The sequence below is a fragment of the Streptomyces sp. NPDC104106 genome, assembly GCF_055584345.1.
Genome location: NZ_JBVJMF010000010.1, coordinates 121,520 through 140,699, shown reverse-complemented (window position 1 = coordinate 140,699; position 19,180 = coordinate 121,520). Strand labels below are relative to the sequence as shown.

Genomic DNA, 19,180 nt, shown 5'->3' with positions numbered 1-19,180 from the left:
CGCGATGCCTGGTGGTCAAGTCATCCTGCTGGTAGGCAGTCCAGGCGATGGATCAGGACTGGCCGAATTCAAGTACACACAGCGATCACGATCGGACATCATGACTATGGCATGTCCGTTTGAACGCTGACTACGATCGGGGCAGTACGTGATCCCTTGGACGCTCTCCACACGCGCATCGGGAGCGGCCCAGCAGGTCGACCCTCCGCTGGCCAAGGACCATGCGTACGAGGACTACACCTACGCGGCACTTCACTGCGGGGGATGGTTCGTCGAGCCGAACGTCATTGAGCGTGATCTGCTCCATCAGCCGCTGTTCGAATGTGAGGCAGTGCTTCGGAAACCGTTCGGCTCGGCTGGGGACCGGTTGCTGGTTCTGGAGAGCAAGAGCGGCAACGGCTGGGGCGGCAAGGACGTCGTGCAGCTTCTCGGCCGTGCACGGTACGTCGACGCCGACGGCTCGATCTTCGCCTATCGGGGTACCCCGCAGCGGAATGACTGGGACCACAGGATCACCGACAGACTGAGAGAAGTCGGCCTGCGCATGGTCAAGACGGTGGACAAGGACTTGCCCACTGCCCAGATGATGATGGCGCCGTTCTATGGCAGTTTGGCGATTCCGCCACGGTCCTTCGACAGCGTGCTCTACGAGACGCTGCTCCTCAGCTACACGATGCAGCGGCTTGTTCTGCGGTCGGTGAGGTGGACAGCCGGGTATGCCGGCCAGCCCTCGGTGCCGGCCGCGCTCGTGGCTGCTCGGCAGTGGAACGAGCAGGTAGTGGAGAGCATGCCGTTGATCGCACGGCCTACTGAACGACTGGTGCGCCAGGAAGGCAGCTTCCAGAACTTCGGTCGGTTGTTGGCGCTGCGGGTGGCCCACGAGCTTGGGCACCTTCCGGCGGGCCAAAGGCACTTGCCCAAGAAGATGATGGAGTCCGGGGAGGTCAAGCTCGTCCAGGCGGCACTCCTGCTGCAGCATGTGGCGCGCCTGTCCCAGATGGCCAGTGTCGTAGAGATCGCACACCTGCCTGACGCCACCCAGCGGAGCGCAACGGTCATGAGTCAGGTGGGGCTACGGCAGCACTGGCGCGAGAGGGTGCTGAGCCTTGCGGACCTTCCGGAGTCTGCTCGCTGGCCGCTCCTGTGGCAGACCTACCTGACCGCCTGGGGTGGGTTCTTGATTGAGAAGCGCCGGGATGAGGAGCTGGAGATGCTCGGCCACGAAGTCGGACTAAGTCGACTTGCCACCGAGCACGGTCTGAAGGCGCTCGACACCTTCTTTCCCCAGAAGGACTTCAAGAAGTGGCAGACCACGACCAAAGACGGACTGGAGACGCTCATCCTCGTACCGCCGGCTGTCCGCGGTCTCGGCGTGCTGCACCGGCTCCGGCGCCAGGGCATGTATGGACTCGATGAGACCGGACACGCCCTGGTAGCCGAGGCATTGACCGACAAGTACGGCGTAGCTGCGTCGGCGGCGAACCGGATGGCCGACTGGCACGACATCGGCATCCGGACCATGCTGCAGCAGCTTCCGTGACGCTTCGCGAGCTGGCCTACCAGATCAGCCAACTTCCGCCCACGGGGGGCGAGAATCCTCGCTGTGCCGCTGCCCTTCTCCTGGCGCTGGGGTGAGCGGGCACACGTACGCTTCGCCGTGTTCGGCAGCAGCCATCGTGTCGTAACGCTCTAGGATCAGCCGTTTGGAGCGGAACTCGCCGTACGCTTTCTCCTCGTCCTTGCGGACGACGAAAAAGCTGTCCATGACGTGCTCCACCTCGTCCCTTTCTAGCCCGTACACGTGGAATGCGGCAGCATCCAGTTCGGCGCGCAATACGGTTCGACGCTCGTCGTCCCAGACGAAAGGCGGCTCCGTATCTTGGAGGTCCCAAGCAAAGGGTTGCATCGACCATGACGTGTAAATGAGCTCCAACACTCGTGGCCTCATCCACTCGGCTAGCGTGCGACCGTTGGACCAACTGCGGAAGCCGTCCAATTCCTCTGGCTCTGGGACGGGTAGCTGCTTGACCGTAAAGAATGCCATTCCCGCAGAGGTGACTTTTTGTCGGGAAACATAGTCGAAAGCGTAGCTGGAAATCATCGCGATGAATGCGGCTACTGGACCACTCCCGATGTCGAGCAATGGAAACTTGTGGCCCACGGCACTGCGTGGAATGACACTCGTGATGAAAGTGCGACTATCGACCGACTTCGCGACATCTCGCCAACCCAGAAGCCATTTTCGCGTGGTCCAACTGGCCAGCTCTGAGGCTACGCGGTCGGCTCGAACCCAGTACTGTGGCAGTACCTCTGCCTGAGGGTCCTGCTTGCTTGCCGTGGGAACTTTAGGCAGTCGGCCTGAATTCAGGTTCGCCTGCGTGGCCCCCTCGTAGGTTGTGTAGCGGTGATCAAAGAAGTGCGAAAACTTTCCTTGGTACAGCGGTAGGAAGAAGTGTTCTTTGGCGTCCGTCGAAATGGTGCCATCTTTGGCCTCCCGGGCCGACCACCGAAATCCGTCATAGTGGCCGTCGCGCTCTTCGAGGTCAGCGGCTTTCCGAAAAGCATCGGAGTCGGAAGACATGTTAAGGAGTCCCTGTCGAAAGCGGACCTTCCATGGGCCTCCGGCAGGTCCTGTGTCCCGAACCAATACCGGATGTTTCCTGTAGATGCTCAACGTGATTTCGGCGTCTTGCCTGGTCCGGAAGGCAGGGCAGTTGCCCGTGTTGGGGTTTAGGAGTGTGATCTCGTCAGGCTTGATCCTGTAGATCTTTTCGGAAACTTGGAGTGGATGTCGAGAAAAGAAGCTGAACTCCGTCTCGTCGACAGGGCGCTCCATCCCGTTGATTGTCAGGCAGCAGAATCGCACATGATTGCGAACTCCAGGGAATAGCTTCTCTTCGTTTTCGAAATCGTGAAGGGCTGCGAGGCGCTCGCTCTTCACGAGATTGTCAAAGAAGCCAGCGGTTGTTGCGCCTGTTGAGATTTGCGTGGGAACGATCACTCCGCAGCGTCCTCGTGCGTGAATGATCGAGATTCCCAACTCGGTAAAGGTGAAGGCTACGTTTACTTTCCCTGACGCTGTTCCGGGGTACCGACCAGACGAAGCGAGGAGGTTGCGCTCTCCGTCCACCTCGCGCTTCCTGCGGACGTAGCGCGAGTGGAGTACAGGGTTTTCCGTGGCGAGTTTACTGATCAGCTTATTACGTTCGGCGGCAGGCGATGCCTGTGCAATTTCAGGAGCCGATACGGAAAAGAATTTGGTGTGCTCGAACTCGACTACGTCCCACGGTGGATTTCCTGCCACGCATGAGAAGCCCCCACGCCAGCCCGTGGTCTGATTGACGTCCTCTTGGCTGGTTGTCTCATTGGGGACTTCGAAGATCCCGGGGAATTCAAGATGCCAGTGGAAGAACTGGTATTGGTCTGCGAGGCTGGTGATCTGTGTGCGAGTCGACGCTGGGACTTGGCTGGGGTCGTCCAGCAAGAGTTTGAAGACGTGATGGGTGACAGGAGTGGCATCGCGTGTACCTGTCTTGGGCCAGACGAAGGCCGCGCACCAGGCGTCTGCAAGGAGACGAGCATGCTTTCGCGCAGGGGAAGTCTCCAACGTCTCCCAGCGCTCGCGAGCACGCCGGACCTCAGTGAGTGTGCCACCCGAGTCCGTACCTAGTCGGCTCGCTAGGGCATGAAGCCCATGGGCCGGATCACGCACCTCTTCGGTGGTGTCGAAGAGCATGAGGTGCTCGTCGCCATCCTTGGTGGATGCTTTCTCCCGTTCGGACTCGTTAAGCCGCTGGTACCGCGTGGCGATTCGGCTGATGTCACCTTCCAAAATGGTGAACGCCGTGTCCGGGACGCCAGCGTCGAGAAGCGCTGGCGTAGCACCGAGGAGTGCATTGCCGAGACGAATTTGAGGATCGAGGAACGCGAGCGGCTTGCCTGGCTCCATCGCTTCCAGCCACAGGCTCACTTTCGCCAGTTCGACAGCGAGCGGATTGCGGTCCACGCCATACATACACTTATCGATCACCTCATGCAGGGCGTGGCGTACTCCCTCGTCCGAGGGAATGGCCTCGTGCTCGCGGTGCGCGGCCAAACGAGTGGCAATACGGCGGGCAGCGGCGACCAGGAAGTGTCCAGAACCGCAGGCGGGATCGCAGACGGTAAGAGCGAGGAGAGCCTCTTCGGGGTCGTCGGAGTTGTCGGCCTCATCCAGAAGCGGATCCAGTGTGGTGCGCAGCAGCAAGTCCGTGAGGGAACTGGGTGTGTAGTAGGAGCCGGTTGACTTCCGCTCGTTGCCGGGGAGCACTTCCAGCGTGTAGGTGCGCCCGAGCTGGTCGAATTGCGGCTCGAGCTCCAGCAGCGACTCGTAGATGCTGCCGAGTTCTTCAGCCCCGAGGTGGCGGTAGTCCACTCGCTGAAGAGGGGCGCCTGGGCGCTGCCGGAAGAAGGTCAGCGCCCGTGTAGCGTCCAGCAGTACCTCGTTGGAGATCTCGCTGTGCTCCAGGATGTCGAGGCTGCCCGGATCGAAGATGCCGCCGAGGCCAGGCAGGGCCAGTTCAGGAAGTCCTTCCTCGTCGCCAAGAGCGGAGAACACGACAAGCAGGGACTGCCACAGGTCTCCGTGGGAGCTCCCTCGCCTCTGCTCGGCGCGGTCGCGCAGCCGAGTCACGGAGAAGAACTGTTTGTACCGCTCGCGGGCGGCGAGCTCTTCTTGAGTCGGAGGGTCGGACATCGGCGGATGGAGGGCTTCGCGGGCCTCGGCGACCAAGAGGAAGAGCAGCCGGTAGACCAGACGCAGCAGGAGCCGATTGAGCGCGCGTGCGTTGATCCCGCCGTCTTGGGCAGGGTCGGTCTTCTTTCGGAGTGCTTCGTTGCGCGGGTGGCTGAGGAACCCGGTGCCCAATGTGGCGAGGGCCTTCTCGACGCCGTCGCGCATCTTGTCGAGCGCCTGGGCGCCCTCTTTGATGGCGTACTCGCGCCAGCGTTCGAGCCAGCAGTCTCCAGTGCGTTGCTCACCGCCCGAGGTGCTCAGCGGTTCCAGGCGGGATTGGTGCAGCAGCAGCCACAGGACCGAGAACTCGCTGAAGAGCCCGTCAGTGAAGATGGCTTCCAAGTCGAACTCGACGTAGGAGGCGGTGGCGATGCTCGTGGAGTTGCGCAGCAGCCGCAGCTTACGGCCGTTGCTGACGATGCCCCAGCTGGGATGGGCACGGGTGTTGAGGAGCTGCTGCACCAGGGCGCGTGGGGTGGCGGTGACCGCGCCGGCCACGCCGGGGGTGCGCAGATCGAGGTCGACTCCGGCGCCGAGGAGGTGCAGGGGCGTCTCGCCCCAGCCGTGGCTGATGGGGAAAGAGTCCTGGCCGATACGGATGGCGGGAGTGGTGGGGAGGCGTCCGTAGCCGAGTTCGGAGAAGAGCGGAAGCAGCCACTTGTTACGGGTGAGGGAGACCGCCGGGTCGCCTTCGGGCTGTTTGTCCAGGGCCTCGCGGAAGGCACGCCAGGCTCCGGCGAGGCGGCTCCACGCGTGCTCAGTCGCTCCCTGGAGCGTTTCGCCGTCCAGCAGGTGGTAGGCACTCGGGTTGAGACCGGGGATGGGACTGCTGCCGGGGGCTTTTCCCAGGTGGAGGGTAAGCAGCAGGTCGGGCGGGAGCAGGGAGCCGACCGCGCGGACAGCGGTCAGATCCCCGACGGTGCCTCGCGGGCTCACTGGATGCCTCCCGTAGCGGCGGGGAGATAGACGTAGACGCCGAGCACGTCGGGCGGAAGCAGCGGAGTGACATCAAGGCCCCGGACTCGGGCCTCCACGCTCTGCCGGATCTTACGGTGCGATGCCAGGAGTTGGTTCGCGTACTGCTGGGCCCGCTCGTTCAGGACAGGGGTGAGCGTCTCGAGATCGGCGAGTGCACGCTTAAGAGTCCGGTGAACCTGTTCGCTTGTGGGGTTGGCCGTAGGGGCGGCACTGAGGAGGGCTGGTACCTCGTCCTGCGGCAGCCATTCGGGGCCCTCGTCGGCGCTGCGGTAGGCCAGGAGTTGCACGTCCTCGGAGATCACAGGCCGGGGGCCACTGCGGCTGGGAAGAGCGAGGGTGAATCGGAACCGAACCAGGAGCAGGACGGTGCGGCGCGTGACGGCATCGGTTTTGATGACACCGCAGCGGCTCGCTGGGCGACGGTGTCCGGGCAGGGCCGTGTCCAAGGCGCCGTCCAAGACGTACTGGGCGATGGCTGCCACGACAGGATCCGTCCGCACCAGGCCGGCTTCTCCGCGAGGAACCGGCACGCCGCTGCGGAAGGGTAGCGGGTTGGAGTGGCGAGGCGGCAGGGCGTCGCGGATCGGGGCGGGCAGCATGTCGGTGGTCGCGGTGAAGCCGCCGTCGGTCGTTGAAATGCCGCTATCGAGGGCGGCCAGCGTAGAGCGGGTGAAGGCGGCGACTTCCTCCGGAGGGCCCAACGCCGCTCGCACTTCGGCGAGTTCCTCGGCAACGTGCCGGGAGTCGATGGTCAGGTGTGCGAGGCGGCTGCGGGTAGCCACTTCCTGAGCGGCCAGATCGTCCCAGCGGCCATGCAGGTCGTCGGTCTGGCTACGCAAGGCCGCCTCGTCCTCGGGCGCGAATTCGAGAGTGAGCTGTTCCGTGTCCTGCCCGGACGCCGGCGCCGACATGAGGAGGCGCTCCGCGATGACGCCAAGCAGGGTGCCACCGTCGCCGGGCACAGGCACGGAGACGCCGGTGGACCGCCGAATGGCCTCGTGTTTGCGCAGCAGTACATCGAGGACGAGGGCGTCGATGCGGTTGTCGCTGCCGTAGATCACCCCGATGTGGATGGTGGGCCGACGTTGCCCGAAGCGGTCGACGCGGCCCTCCCGCTGCTCATGGCGGGTGGGGTTCCAGGCGAGGTCGTAGTGGATGACAGCGTCGAAGTGCTCTTGGAGGTTGATGCCTTCAGAAAGACAGTCGGTGGCGACCAGGACCCGCCGCTCGGCGTCGGCGTCTGCGAGCTTGGCGATCTCTGTTTCGCGTACAGCCGGTGGCAGGACGCCAGTGACGGACGCCACCGTCACCTTCGTCTTGCGCCGTCCCAAGGCTTTGGCCAGTTCCTTGGCGACGTAGTCGGCCGTGGGGATGTAGCGGCAGAAGACGATGGGGTCGTGGCCTTCATCGACAAGCCGTGCCACCTCCTTGATCAGGAGCTGCAGCTTGGCGTCGTTGGCAGGGCTGATCCGGTCCGCGAGGCGGGCGAGTCCTCTGAGCTGCGCGCCGCGTGAACCGGGGGCATGTTCCTGGGCACCTGCGTCATCGGCGGTGTCGTCGGGAACGGACCCAGGCACGGTGTCGTCAGCTTCGACGGTGGCTTCGGCGTCGAGGTCGAGCAGCAGACGGCGGCCCAGCTCGTCGGCCTCTTCAACAGTGTCGGCGTCGGCGGTGGCCGCTCGCGCCCGCAGAGTGGCCGCCGCTGCCGGCGGCGAGGACGCCATGGCCTGGAGCATGCTCAGCAGCGACCACCACAGCACCCGATGTTCCACTGTCGGCCCGCCATCGCCCTCCCCGGCCTCCTCGCTGAGGCTGGAGAGGCCCTGGGCGTACCGGAGCATGGCGCGCAGCAATTCCGCGTAGGCCGGCGTCAGTCGGTATGTGTACTCCTGGGCAGGGAGCCGCTCGGGAAACGGCGTGTCCTCTTCCAGGTATGAGCGGATATGGGCGCGACGCCGCTGGATCATGTGGCGGGCAACCCGGCGCGCGTCGGCTTCCCTCTTGCTGTCGACGAGCCCCGGCAGCGCCTCGTCGAGGAGCCCGAGAAGATTCTGGAAGGCTCCGGGCTTGCCGGAGTGAGGGGTGGCGGTGGCCAGAATGAGATGGCGGGTGGGGTCGGCCGCAACCCCCTTGAGCAGCTCATACCGCTGGTGGACGGTCGCTCTGCGACTGTCCGGGTCGGCGACGCAGCTGTGAGCCTCGTCCACTATCACCAGGTCAGGACAGTCTCGCAGGAATGCCTTGCGACGCTCCGGGTTCTTGACCAGCTCTGTGGAGACGATCACATGACGGTAGTGCTGGAAGAGCCGACGGCCCCACGGCAGGTTGCGTTCCAGCCTGCCCCACGTGGAGGCGAGGACCACCTCGGCGTCGATATGGAACTTGCTGCGCAGCTCTTCCTGCCACTGATCAGCCAGGTGCGGACTGCAGAGCACCGCCAGCCGCTTGGCGTCGCCCTGAGCGAGCAACTCGGCGGCGATCAGCCCGGCCTCGATGGTCTTGCCGACGCCGACGTCATCGGCGATCAGCAACCGCACCGTCTCCATACGCAGCGCCATCAACAGCGGCACCAACTGATACGGGCGCGGCTCCACAGCCAGCGAGGCCAAGCTGCGGAAAGGGCCGGCACCCGAGCGGAAACCGATCCGCAGGGCACTGCGCAGCAGTCCGGCGCTGACCGAGTCCCCCAGGTCTTCCAGGGTCGGCGGGGCGAAGCTGTCGAGTCGTACCTTCTCCACCCGACGCAGTACGCCTGCGGTCTCGTCCTGGCTGCCGCCCAACGGCCGTAGCTGCAACAACACGTCGTCGCTGCTGGGCAGGACGACCCAGGTGCGCCCGCGGGTGCGTACCAGCGTGCCGGGCTGGAAATCGGTGACGGCGGGCATCAGCGAGGCTCTCCAGGGGTGTCCATGCCCTCACCGGGCGTGTCGTTCAGCGGTGGCCGTGGGCGCTCGCCAGCAGGTCCGAAGATCTCGGGGGCGCGCGCCACGGCCTCAGCCCAGGTGCTTTCCTCGGCCGAGACGCGGATCACCGCCCACCCGATGTCGTCGAGACGGTCTTCGGCGGCGAGGTCCCGTTCCTGAACCGAGGGGCGCTCGTGCACGGGTCCGTCGAGGAAGACCGCCGTAGTCGGCTGGTAGACAAAGTCCGGACGTACCCGGGCGTCGTTGAGATATGCCTGCGCGGTGTGTGGCAGTCGGTAGCCGTTGTCGTACAGCCACTGAATAAACCGCTTCTCACTCGGAGTGTCCGCGGCTTGCAGGAGTAGCCGCGCGTGCTCCTGTTCCTCACTTGCGTCCATGCCCGCTACCTGGGCCGCGCCGAGGTCCACCAACAGGTCGACCGTCTCATGACGATTGATTTCGTGATGCCAGTGCTGATTACTGAAGGACAACAGGCAGTCGTAGCAGGCCCATTCGCAGGGGTCCGGACCCTCCTGGTCCTCCTCCCCGCTGTCCAGCAGCTCCTGCTGGTCGTCAGAGAGCGGAGCCCGGTGAAGGTCCTGACCTGTCGAGGTGAAGTGAGCGATGGACAGAGCCTCCTGGGCAACCTCACCGATCAGATGGGGCTGCTGCACGAGCTGCTTGAGTGATCCCGCTCCGCCCTCGGCGGACTCTACAAACAGGATCCGGCTGGGGCGGTCGGTGTCGGGAAGCAGATAACTGTCCAGCTCGGAGTCTTCCAGCCGGAAGCGCCGCTCGATGCCACGTTCCAAGGCGTACTGCAGGGTGATCAATTGCCGCCGGCTGAGTTCCTGCTCCGGCTTGACCACCAGCACGTTACGGGTGTCCTGGACATATGGGACGACGAGCTGCTTGGCCTTGGACTGCTGTTCATCCGCCGTGTCGGGGACAGCCTCGTCGATATCGGAGGCGTCGTCCGCTTCCTGGTTTCGCAGCCAGGTACGGGTGAGCGGATCAAGGAAGAAGCCCCGCTGGCCAGGACGCCGACGGCGGTGGCCGACGTTTGTGATGCGCACCGTCGCCGCGTCCCCGTAGCAGAGTTCGGCAACCGCGGTTCCGTCTGGGGTGACCGCCTCCGCCTCCAAACGTGGACCTGTGAACCGGTAGCTGAGCTGTACTTCGAAGCCGGCTTTCTGGCGTTCCTCCTCGTCCGACGAGATCCGTTCCCGGCGCCGCGTGGTGACGCTCGACAGGCGCAGCAGATTCTTCTCCGGCTCAGCGGGCAGACGCGCACCGCAGGACTCGCACATCTCAGCACCATCGGGCCGCCGGTCGTGGTGGTATCCGCAGGTGCCGCAGGTACGGGCTTCCTCGGTCTGGACCCGCGCCTCCGGTGAGGATGTGGTGGGCAGCTGGATGCGATGCACCTCGTACCGGTAGCCCTCGTGGTAGATCAAGGCACGCGGGCCGAACTCCGTGATCGCAAGGAACCGGGGCCGGTGCACGTAATCCCCGTCGTCGCGGTTGCGCACCGACCCGCGGACTCCGGGAATGTACGCGGCCAGCGGCAGCCTGGGGAATGCGTACCCGGGCAGGAAGCCTTGCGCGGCGAAGTAGCGGTACGGATAAAAGTCGCTCTGGTAGTGATCGCTGGCGTCGTTCCGCAGCAGTGACAGCTGCTGGATCAGCTCATCCAGCCTGGACTTGGCGACCCGGCGAGCGCGGGCAGTGGCGTTAGGGTCGTTGGTCGCAGCCAGCTGCGCCGTCTGGTCCAGCAACGCCGTCGCGTACATCTCGCGCCAGCGTCCCAGGGCCGCGTCGAACTCGTCGGGGGCACGGTCCACTACCCGCTGCACCCAATCGCTTCGGTACCACAGCGCCTCGTAGACTTCATTCCCGACTGAATCGATCAGCTGCTGGCCAAGGACGAGCGCCCGCTCGCGCGCCTCCGCTGAGCACAGCTGCTCCCAGATATCGGGCTTGATCGGCAGCGTGGGATCGTCGGTGTCCACCAGCGAAGTGAGCGTGCGTCCCAAGGAGTCCGAGGTCGCGCCCAGCCACACCGCGTGGATGTGGGCACGGATCAGTTCTTCGTTGCCCAAGTCCAATCGCGGCGGCTCCACCTTGCCAGCCACCATCTGCGAGGAGCGCCGAAAGTAGTACTGGTCATGACTGTTGCCGGTGGCGCAGTAGGTGACCGCCAGCGACGCCTGCCCTGCCCGCCCCGCCCGGCCGCTGCGCTGCGCATAGTTGGCCGGGGACGGTGGGACGTTACGCATCGCCACCGTAGACAGGTCGGCGATGTCCACACCGAGCTCCATCGTCGGCGAGCAGTACATCAGTTTCAACTCACCCTTGCGGAACGCCTCCTCGCGCTTGCGTCGATCTTCCGCAATAACCTGCGCTGTGTGTTCGCGTGCATAGAGCCCTGCAAGCTCGCGGGCCGTCTGGCGGTAGAAATCGCGGAAGTACGGATTGACCCGGCCACCATCCTTGGTATTCCGGCGAGTTGGATCGGGAGCGGGCTCCTCTCCTTCTCCCTTGCGCCAGATCAACGAGCCGGCATCGATTCGATACCCGCGGAGCCCTTGCTCCTCGCCGACACACTTGACGAGTTCAGCTTCCTCAAGCGCGACGAACAAGCGACGGATGACGTCCTGCCGCTGCCCAGTGTCCAGCTGGGGGAAGAACTTGCGCAGCCACAGGCCGTACCCGCCGCGGGCCGAGACGAACCAGTCCAGCCTTCCCCGGTAACGACCGCTCTGCCGACCCGCCCAGGCAATACCCGGATTGGGCCGCTGGTCGTTCACAGGAAGAGCCCACGGCTCCTTGAGCCGGTTGGCACAGAGCGTCATCGTCTGCTCGTGGCCCTCATCGGTCAGGCACGCCGCCTGTACTGCGAGGTACCGGCGCATCAGATTCAGCAGTGTCTCGGCGATGACCGAACGATCTTGTGCCGTGAGCCCGGCGAGCTCTGCTGAGGCCGCCGCCCACCGGTCGGTGGGCATCCCGGCCGACACCTCGGTCGCCGACGTCCAGCACTCGTCATCTGCGGCGAGCTCGTCCAGCGACATGTACTCCAGCCGCAGCAGACCGGTCTGCTCTAGGTTGGGCATGGTCACCCGCCAGCCCCACATCAGGTCTTGGAAGACCCGGTATTCCATCACGTGCCGTAGCGCCCGCTCCGCATCCCTGCGCTGGCGCATCTGCGGCCGGGTACCGCGCGCATAGTCATGGAACTGCAACCCCAGCGCCTGGGCGACCTTGGCGGCGAGGTTCTCATGGGTGATCTCGGTGCCTTCCTTGTCCGCGTCCTCCATCGCCTGGTACAACGCGGCGCGGGTCAGTGACACCATGACGAAGTCGGTGAAGTGGCCGGCTTGCAAGCTGGCGTCCTGCCGGTTGTCCACGAAGGTGAGCAGCTTGCGCTCAGGCTCGGTGAGGTCTACCTCGGCAGACCGAAGGCTCCGCAGGATGCTGGTCGCCATGATCGTGGCCGCACTGGAGCGGCCTTCAGCGTCAAGAGAGGCGAGCTTGCCGAAATCGTTCTGACGGGCCGACTCGTGACTGACACCACAGCGCAGGCAGAACCGGAAGCGCCCCGGTAGGAAAGTCGCCCGTCGCCCGTCGGAGTCCCCCTGCTGAACCTGCAGTCCGTCCGGCGCTACATACACCGGCTGTGGGAGTGACTTGCGACGACTGGATCGCACCCGAGTACCGTGGCGATCGTCCTCCTCCAGCCAGGAATCCGGAAGACGCTCCCGTTGTGCCTTCGCCTCGGTCGGCCAGGCCACGTCGTCGTTCCAGCGGGCGAAGAGCAGATAGCCCTCCTCGGCCTGGCCGCCGTCCACCTCGCTCTCGCGACGACCGGTGTAGCGGGTATCCCCGTCCTTGGACCAGCGTGCGACCACGGCGTAGTCCTGGCCGCATTCCCGACAGAACGACAGCGGAACCAGCACCTTGTGCTGATCCCCCGGCACCATTACCTGGTAATTGGTGGTCAAGAATCTCTCGTCGGGGCCCTCCAGACTGGCGTACACCGTGTCCCCCTTGGAGAGGAACTGGTGCAGCCGGAAGGCCAGGGCCTTGCGACCGGTAGCAAGGTCTCCGAGAGCAGTACCGGACTGCAACCACCGCTGGATGGCTTCCTCGCAGAGCGCGCGAGGCCTTTCGGTAGCTACTGCGAGCCGCTGGGCGGCAGCGCGCACCGTGGTCGGCTTCCGGCGGACCAGCCGGTCGGGGTCGCTTTCGTCCCTGGTGAGTCCGAACGTTTCCTCGAGCCAGGCGGCGAATGGGTGCGCAAGGAAGTCTGCGTAGGACTCGGGCGGTGTCTCACCGTCGACGACGCTGGTCAGATCCGCCTTGTCGAGATCTCGTTCGGGAGTGGCCCGAGTCAGCGTCTCGACGATGACTTGATCGGGTCCCAGCGGGGTGCCGAAGATCCGGGTGGCGAGCGCCGCGACCTCTTTCTGCTGGTTGCGTAGGGTGCCACTGGCCATCGTGGCAGAGGTCCCAATCAACTGGAGGTCCGAGGCGCCGGCTGCCTGCTTGAGCCGGCGCACCAAGAGGGCCACATCGGCGCCCTGCCGGCCCCGATAGGTATGCAGTTCGTCGAGAACGAGGAACTTCAAGCCGCCGAGCAGTGCCAGCAGCCGCCTGCGCTCCTCGGGACGAGTGAGCATCAGTTCCAGCATGACGAAGTTGGTCAGCAGGATGTCCGGCTTGATGCGCTGAAGGATCTCGTCCCGGCGCTCTTGCGACTCCTGCCCGGTGTACAGAGCATGAGTCACCTGGCGGGCGCCAGCCGCAGCTCCGGCATCCAGGTAGCGCTTCAGCTCCTCGACCTGGCTGTTGGCCAGCGCGTTCATCGGGTAGACGATGATCGCAGTGGTCTGTTGCGGCTCGGGATTCCGCAGCACATGATTCACGATGGGCATGATGTAGCCCATGCTCTTGCCAGATCCGGTGCCGGTCGTCAGGACGTAGCTCTTGCCCTGCTGGGCGAGATCGATAGCGTCCCGCTGGTGCCGATGAAGGAGCAGCGAGGTGCCCTCGGCATTCTCCGGTGTACGCCGACGGAAGATCGTCGCTGCGTCCGGATGCAAGACCGCGGAGGAGGGATCCGCCAGCTCCTCGACCGTGTCGCCAGGCGCGAACATGGGAGTCAGGGACAACCACGGATCCGGCCACTGCCGACCCTTGGCCTGTTCCCGTTGGACGTGTTCGGCGATCTTCGGGTCACGGATGTCGACGGCGCTGGTGGTGAACGAGCGGTAGTCATCTATGAGCCGCCTGTGCACCTTGAACGCGTCCACCGCTCAGCACTCCTTGCCTGACTCCGTCACCTACGCGCCCTTACCGTAGTCGAAGTAATGACCCCTCCGCGCCGGATGCGTCCTGTCCATCCCCTCGCAGCGTGGAGACGATCTATGCGGGCAGTCCCTCGGCGAGGGTGTCACCACCGCGGCTTGACATCCTGATTGGGAAGCTCCATCTCCAGTTTGCGGATGCGCTTGTCCTTGTCCCTCGCCTCGGCCCGTAGCCGCTCCAGCTCGGCGCCTTCACTCTCCCGCAGACGGCCACCCGGCGGCTCGGCCACCGGCCGGTCCGACGACGGCGACCCGTTACGCCTCGCCCGCGACACCCAACTGTGCAAGGTCCCGGGGTGGATACCCAGATCCGCGGCCACCTCCGGGATCGGCTTCCCGGTCTCCGTCACGATCCGTACCGCCCCCTCGCGGAACTCCGCATCGTAGAGGCGCTTCTTGGATGCCATGACTCCAACTATCCCTCCGGTCAAGGTCTCCACAGTAGGAGGGGAGCCTTAGGATCCATCCCGGAGGAGTTCGTGGACACCATGGCCAGAGCGCACTTCGGCGGTATCTCACCAACGGGCCTCAGGTCTCGTTGGACGGCTGGAAGCAGGCGGCGACCGGATCATTTTAGGCGACCTTGTGCACTCTGGTCATCGCGAATCAAACACCCAAGGGGGCAGCGTGAACGAGTTTGAAATTCGCCTCGGGAAGCATGTACTCCGGGCAACGTGGTCGGGCACTGACTTGATGCGCAATTGAGCGAGGTCAACCAGTTGATTGGTGAACTGGAGGTGTAGAAAGGTTATGACTCACCCATCCGCCGACGAACGACATTTAGCTTCTCTCTGATGATAGCAGTTTGTGGATGGGTGGCTCCGAGGATGGCATGCGATTTACCGAAGGTGTCCTCAAATAGCGGAAGTGCAGCCTCCCAATCGCCCGCTGAGAGATAGGTGTCGGCTAGATTGTAACGACTGTTAAGGGTGTCCACGTGATCCTCGCCGAGCATTTGCTTGCGGACGCCAAGGATCGCACGGTGCATGTCAATCGCTTGCAGGAAGTCGCCTGTCACTGAATAGGTGCGAGCGAGTTGATTCAGGAGTGAAAGCGTATCGCTGTGCTCCAATCCATTTACGACTAGGGCTCGCTCGCATTCCTTCTTTAGAAGAGGGATTGAAAGCTCAAAGTCGCCTGTCTCAACGTATATGGAAACAAGGTTTCTGCGGATGGTAAGGGTGTCTGAGTGTTCATGTCCAAGTATATGCTGGGCTTGCTTAAGTGTTTCCATTAGCAGTTTGATGGCGTCAAACGTATCGCCCGCTGCCGCATGGGCTAATGCCAGATTGTGACGATCGTAAAGGGTGGCAATCTCGTCCTCGCTGAAGTGCTGTTTGCGGGCAATTAATAGCTCCTCGTAAAGTGAGATGGAGCGCTCGTAGTCACCCGAATTCTTGCACGCGTCAGCTAGTCGTGCGTGACTGGCAAGGGTGTCAGGGTGATGGTGTCCCAGAGTTTCTTGACGGTGAGTAAGGATTAGTTCGCGTAGGGGAACCTGACCCGCCCAGATTCCGCGGCTTTCAAGCTGCCTTACAGTCAAAATGCAAACGTCGCGGAGGGTCTCCGAGATGAGCTGTGGAGGTGTAGAGCTCGCCAGTGCATAGATGTGGGGCAGTAGGCCATCCCAATGTTGACGCTCTTCATTTTCTGCTCCCTGCGACGGGAGGCATCTGAGCATGATGGATTCTGCAAGCTGCTTCCCGATTGGGATTGTGTCGCCCTTTTCCTCGGGGTAGCTGCGGGATTGTTTTTCATCATCAATCCGCAGTACGGCGAGTAAGAGCTGGTGGGCGGAAATGCTAAACTCTGTCAGGGTGATCAAATTGTAGGAGCTCAGCAATCCGAGTGCGTGGTTAATCTCCTCAGGATTCTTAGTGAGCGGTTGTAGTGCTTTGGATAGCCTGCGTCGTGGGAAGATGTTGGGTGAGTACCAGGCGAGGATACTCAGGACGTTGATGGCCAGCGAATTGCGGGCCGTGATGGTGTCAACCGCAAGAGTCCAGATGCGGGCAATCGTGCGTTGCGGGTCTATTCCTTCCGCAGCGTGATCGAGCAGTACTGGCAAAGCGGCGTGGTAGTCGACGTAGTTCGTGCTCGTCTGACTTATGTATGCGCCGGCTTGCTCCAATGCCAGGGGGAGGTATCCCAATTCTGAAGCCAGGACGGCCGCTGCTTGCTGTTGTTCCGCAGTGGGTTTCCGCCCTGGGATGACCAGGGCGTGAAGCAGTTCAACCGCAGCCTGTGAATCAAGGGTATCTAGGGAGGAGTGGGGTGAAACCTTGTACCAACCTGAGGCTCGTCGACTAGTGATCAAATGGTGGCCGCCGGTGAGCTTGCCCAGATATGGTCGCAAGTCGGCGGCGTTTTCTGCGTTATCGAAGACCAGCAGCCATCCATCATGGCATTGAAGCCAGGCCACAGCCCATGACACCTGAGATTCAAATGAAATGTTTGTCAAATGGGGGTGAATGGCTACAGCTAGATTTGCAAGGGATTCATCAATTCGCTCGGGTTTCTCGGCGGAAATCCACCATGTCGCCGAATAGTATCCAGATTGCAAGTGTCGGTGTGCGTAGTGCAGGGCCAACGTGGTCTTTCCTACACCGCCCATCCCGTGGATAACGTGAGCCTTGATGGGTGCTGCAGCAGCGTCGGTAACCAGCGCTTGATGTAACTCTCGCAACTCTGGCTCTCGGCCGAACAGGTGGGTCGTGGGGCCCGGCAGGTTTGATAGGCTGCGGGGCGGAGGGTACTCGCGAGGAGAGGGGATTGCGCCAGTAGGCAACACTGTGACTTGTGCACCGTCGCCTGTGATTACAGTTCCGAATATGTACTGAGCAGCGACCGAACGATTCCCGCGTGCGACCGTCCTACTCGACTCCAATGAGTCATCATCTGTGACACTCAAGGTGCGTTCAGACCTTCACTTCTGGACATCGCCGGTTATCGCAACACCATTCAGGTGTTGTGCGGCGATAGAACGCTCACCGCTGGCAGTTACCGTCACGCGGGGAACCCCCGCCTCTGAGACTAGTTCTGCGATCTGTTGCATCAATTCAGCATCACTACGCAAGGCTCGTTTGATCTGCTGTCGTAGCGCTGCTGAGGCATCGCTGTCATGTGGTGCCGAGGCTACGTCTTGAATCGCAGCTTCCAAGGCTGATTGCTCTCGCTCGTCCCCGCGATGCCACACAGCCCGGAGAATTCGTCGCCCCGTCGAAGCCGTCGCATCTGCTGCAGCATTTTCTACGCGCGAGAGCACAGCACCTCCGTACGCAGCCATGGCGGCCGACAGATACGGGCCTGTCTGCTCGATGAGGTCCACGATCTCGACAGCCATAGCTACCCCCAGGAGCGTCATGTCCGAACTCACTGCCCACCCTACGCATATGGGCCCGTTGCGTCATCAGAAGTCGGCACCGATCTGGGTTGCGAGGCCCCTGGGGGGCAGATCGTCGTCGCTCGGTCCTCGCAGAGGCTGGCATATGGGTCGGCCTGCGACATGCAGCACCATGCCGGCGGGCTGTGACGATCGAAGGGAGGCGTTGTGCGGCACCACGTGCACCTGCGAGGCCACGCTGCTCGTAGCCGGCCTCGAGCGTGAAGGGCGGCCCTCGGCGGACAGCGGTGGAGGTGGATGCCGCGTGAGCGATGCGTGAGGGGGCAGGGCAGCACCCGTTGGATCTGGCGTCATGCCGCGAGGTTCAAAGGTTTTGACCATGCGAAACAGGACCTTGCGTGATCGCCCGGCAGTACACGTCACGATCTTGCAGGCCCTCGTAATGCCCAGGTCCCGGGTTCGAACCCGGCTACCCGCGACACCCGTGCGGGGACTCGCAAGCGCTGGACGGCCCGCTCTGAACCAGGGACTTTTCAGGGACTTTCAGCTCTGTCCCAGGGACTTTCCAGGGATTTTCCGCTGAGTAAGCGGGAAAGGCCCTGACAGCTTGGAAAGACACAAAGTCCCAGGTCAGGGCCGGTTTGATGTCGGCCGATGCCGCTCACCAGGCCGTGTCCCCGTGCAGTCCACATGAGCTGGGCGAGGATGCGCGGATAAGGACCTGGCGGGCGCCGAGAGAGTCACCCCGCGGCAGCGCCGCCGTGGGTGCTGGTCCGGGTGAACTCGCCCTGGAACAGCGCCACTTGGCGGCGTCGCCGCACTCGCTAGTACGTGTAGAACCCCGAGCCGGTCTTCCGGCCCAGCCGTCCCGCCTCGACCATGCGCTGCAGCAGCGGGGGAGCGGCGTACAGGGGCTCCTTGTACTCGGCGTACATCGAGTTGGCGATGGACACGATCGTGTCCAGGCCGATCAGGTCGGACAGCTTCAGCGGGCCCATCGGGTGGGCGCAGCCCATCTCCATGCCGTTGTCGATGTCCTCGCGGCTGGCGATGCCCGACTCGAACATCCGGATCGCGGAGAGCAGGTACGGCACGAGCAGCGCGTTGACCACGAAGCCGGAGCGGTCCTGGGCACGGATGGCGTGCTTGCCGAGCACCTTCTCGGCGAAGAGCTGGGCGCGGCTGAGGGTGCCCTCGGAGGTGGTCAGCGCGGGGATCAGCTCGACCAGCTTCTGCACCGGGGCCGGGTTGAAGAAGTGGATGCCGACCACATGGTCCGGGCGGGAGGTGGCGACCGCCAGCTTCACCAGCGGGATCGAGGAGGTGTTGGAGGCCAGGATGGCGTCCGGGCGGGTCACCACCTGGTCGAGCACCTGGAAGATCTCCGTCTTCACCGGCTCGCTCTCCACCACGGCCTCGATGACGAGGTCGCGGTCGGCGAACTCGCCGAGATCCGTGGTGAAGCTCAGCCGCGCCTGCGTGGCGTCCAGCTCCGCCTCGCTGATCTTGCCGCGCTCGGCGGCCTTGGCCAGGGAGTTGTGCAGCCGGGTGCGGCCGATCTCCAGAGCCTCGCCGGTGGTCTCGGCGACCTTCACGTCCAGTCCGGCGCGGGCGCACACCTCGGCGATGCCCGCGCCCATCTGGCCGCAGCCCACGACTCCGACGCGTGCGATGTCTCCCGCTGGGATGCCCGTCACATCGACCCCTTCGCTGATCTACGGCACTGGCAGGACCACCGGGTTTCGGCGCCTGCTCCGATCGTGCACGTTACCGCCAAGTATCGATGATCGATCGCCCGGGTAGAGACATCCTG

At 63.6% G+C, this 19,180-nt stretch carries 8 protein-coding genes; 1 reads left to right on the top strand and 7 read right to left on the bottom strand.

Annotation, left to right across the window (positions count from 1 at the left end; translation table 11 throughout):
* Positions 1 to 148 precede the first annotated feature (148 nt).
* Positions 149 to 1,540, top strand: coding sequence for a hypothetical protein (locus ACZ60X_RS24000; RefSeq protein ID WP_469601930.1), 1,392 nt, complete (start codon positions 149 to 151; stop codon positions 1,538 to 1,540).
* Positions 1,541 to 1,564: 24 nt separating this feature from the next.
* On the opposite strand, the gene ACZ60X_RS23995 is transcribed toward ACZ60X_RS24000, so the two are convergent.
* The 7 genes from ACZ60X_RS23995 to ACZ60X_RS23965 all read right to left on the bottom strand — a co-directional run bounded on the left by ACZ60X_RS23995 (position 1,565) and on the right by ACZ60X_RS23965 (position 19,064).
* Positions 1,565 to 5,710: an Eco57I restriction-modification methylase domain-containing protein gene (locus ACZ60X_RS23995; protein WP_469601928.1), complete on the bottom strand. Its 4,146-nt coding sequence runs from the start codon at positions 5,708 to 5,710 to the stop codon at positions 1,565 to 1,567.
* Complete coding sequence (locus ACZ60X_RS23990) at positions 5,707 to 8,637, bottom strand: helicase-related protein (protein ID WP_469601925.1); 2,931 nt, start codon at positions 8,635 to 8,637, stop codon at positions 5,707 to 5,709. Before ACZ60X_RS23990 ends, ACZ60X_RS23995 begins: the two co-directional genes overlap by 4 nt.
* Positions 8,637 to 13,970, bottom strand: coding sequence for a DEAD/DEAH box helicase (locus ACZ60X_RS23985; protein WP_469601923.1), 5,334 nt, complete (start codon positions 13,968 to 13,970; stop codon positions 8,637 to 8,639). Before ACZ60X_RS23985 ends, ACZ60X_RS23990 begins: the two co-directional genes overlap by 1 nt.
* A gap of 140 nt (positions 13,971 to 14,110) precedes the next feature.
* Positions 14,111 to 14,431: a transposase gene (locus tag ACZ60X_RS23980; protein ID WP_469601920.1), complete on the bottom strand. Its 321-nt coding sequence runs from the start codon at positions 14,429 to 14,431 to the stop codon at positions 14,111 to 14,113.
* A gap of 341 nt (positions 14,432 to 14,772) precedes the next feature.
* The gene (fxsT, locus tag ACZ60X_RS23975) at positions 14,773 to 16,815 is read right to left on the bottom strand and encodes an FxSxx-COOH system tetratricopeptide repeat protein (protein WP_469601917.1); all 2,043 of its coding nucleotides are present in this window, start codon (positions 16,813 to 16,815) and stop codon (positions 14,773 to 14,775) included.
* A 135-nt stretch (positions 16,816 to 16,950) separates the two neighbouring features.
* Positions 16,951 to 17,367 carry a hypothetical protein gene (locus tag ACZ60X_RS23970; protein ID WP_469601914.1) on the bottom strand — a complete coding sequence of 139 codons (417 nt, stop codon included), beginning with the start codon at positions 17,365 to 17,367 and terminating at the stop codon, positions 16,951 to 16,953.
* An 824-nt stretch (positions 17,368 to 18,191) separates the two neighbouring features.
* A complete protein-coding gene (locus ACZ60X_RS23965) occupies positions 18,192 to 19,064 on the bottom strand; it encodes a 3-hydroxybutyryl-CoA dehydrogenase (RefSeq protein WP_469601911.1) in 873 nt (290 codons plus the stop codon).
* Between the last annotated feature and the right edge of the window lie 116 nt (positions 19,065 to 19,180).

Excerpts from the sequence above, each read along its gene's own strand:
- ACZ60X_RS23990 (WP_469601925.1), bottom strand. The coding sequence starts at position 8,637 with ATGCCCGCCGTCACCGATTTCCAGCCCGGCACGCTGGTACGCACCCGC.
- ACZ60X_RS23980 (WP_469601920.1), bottom strand. The coding sequence starts at position 14,431 with ATGGCATCCAAGAAGCGCCTCTACGATGCGGAGTTCCGCGAGGGGGCG.
- ACZ60X_RS23970 (WP_469601914.1), bottom strand. The coding sequence starts at position 17,367 with ATGGCTGTCGAGATCGTGGACCTCATCGAGCAGACAGGCCCGTATCTG.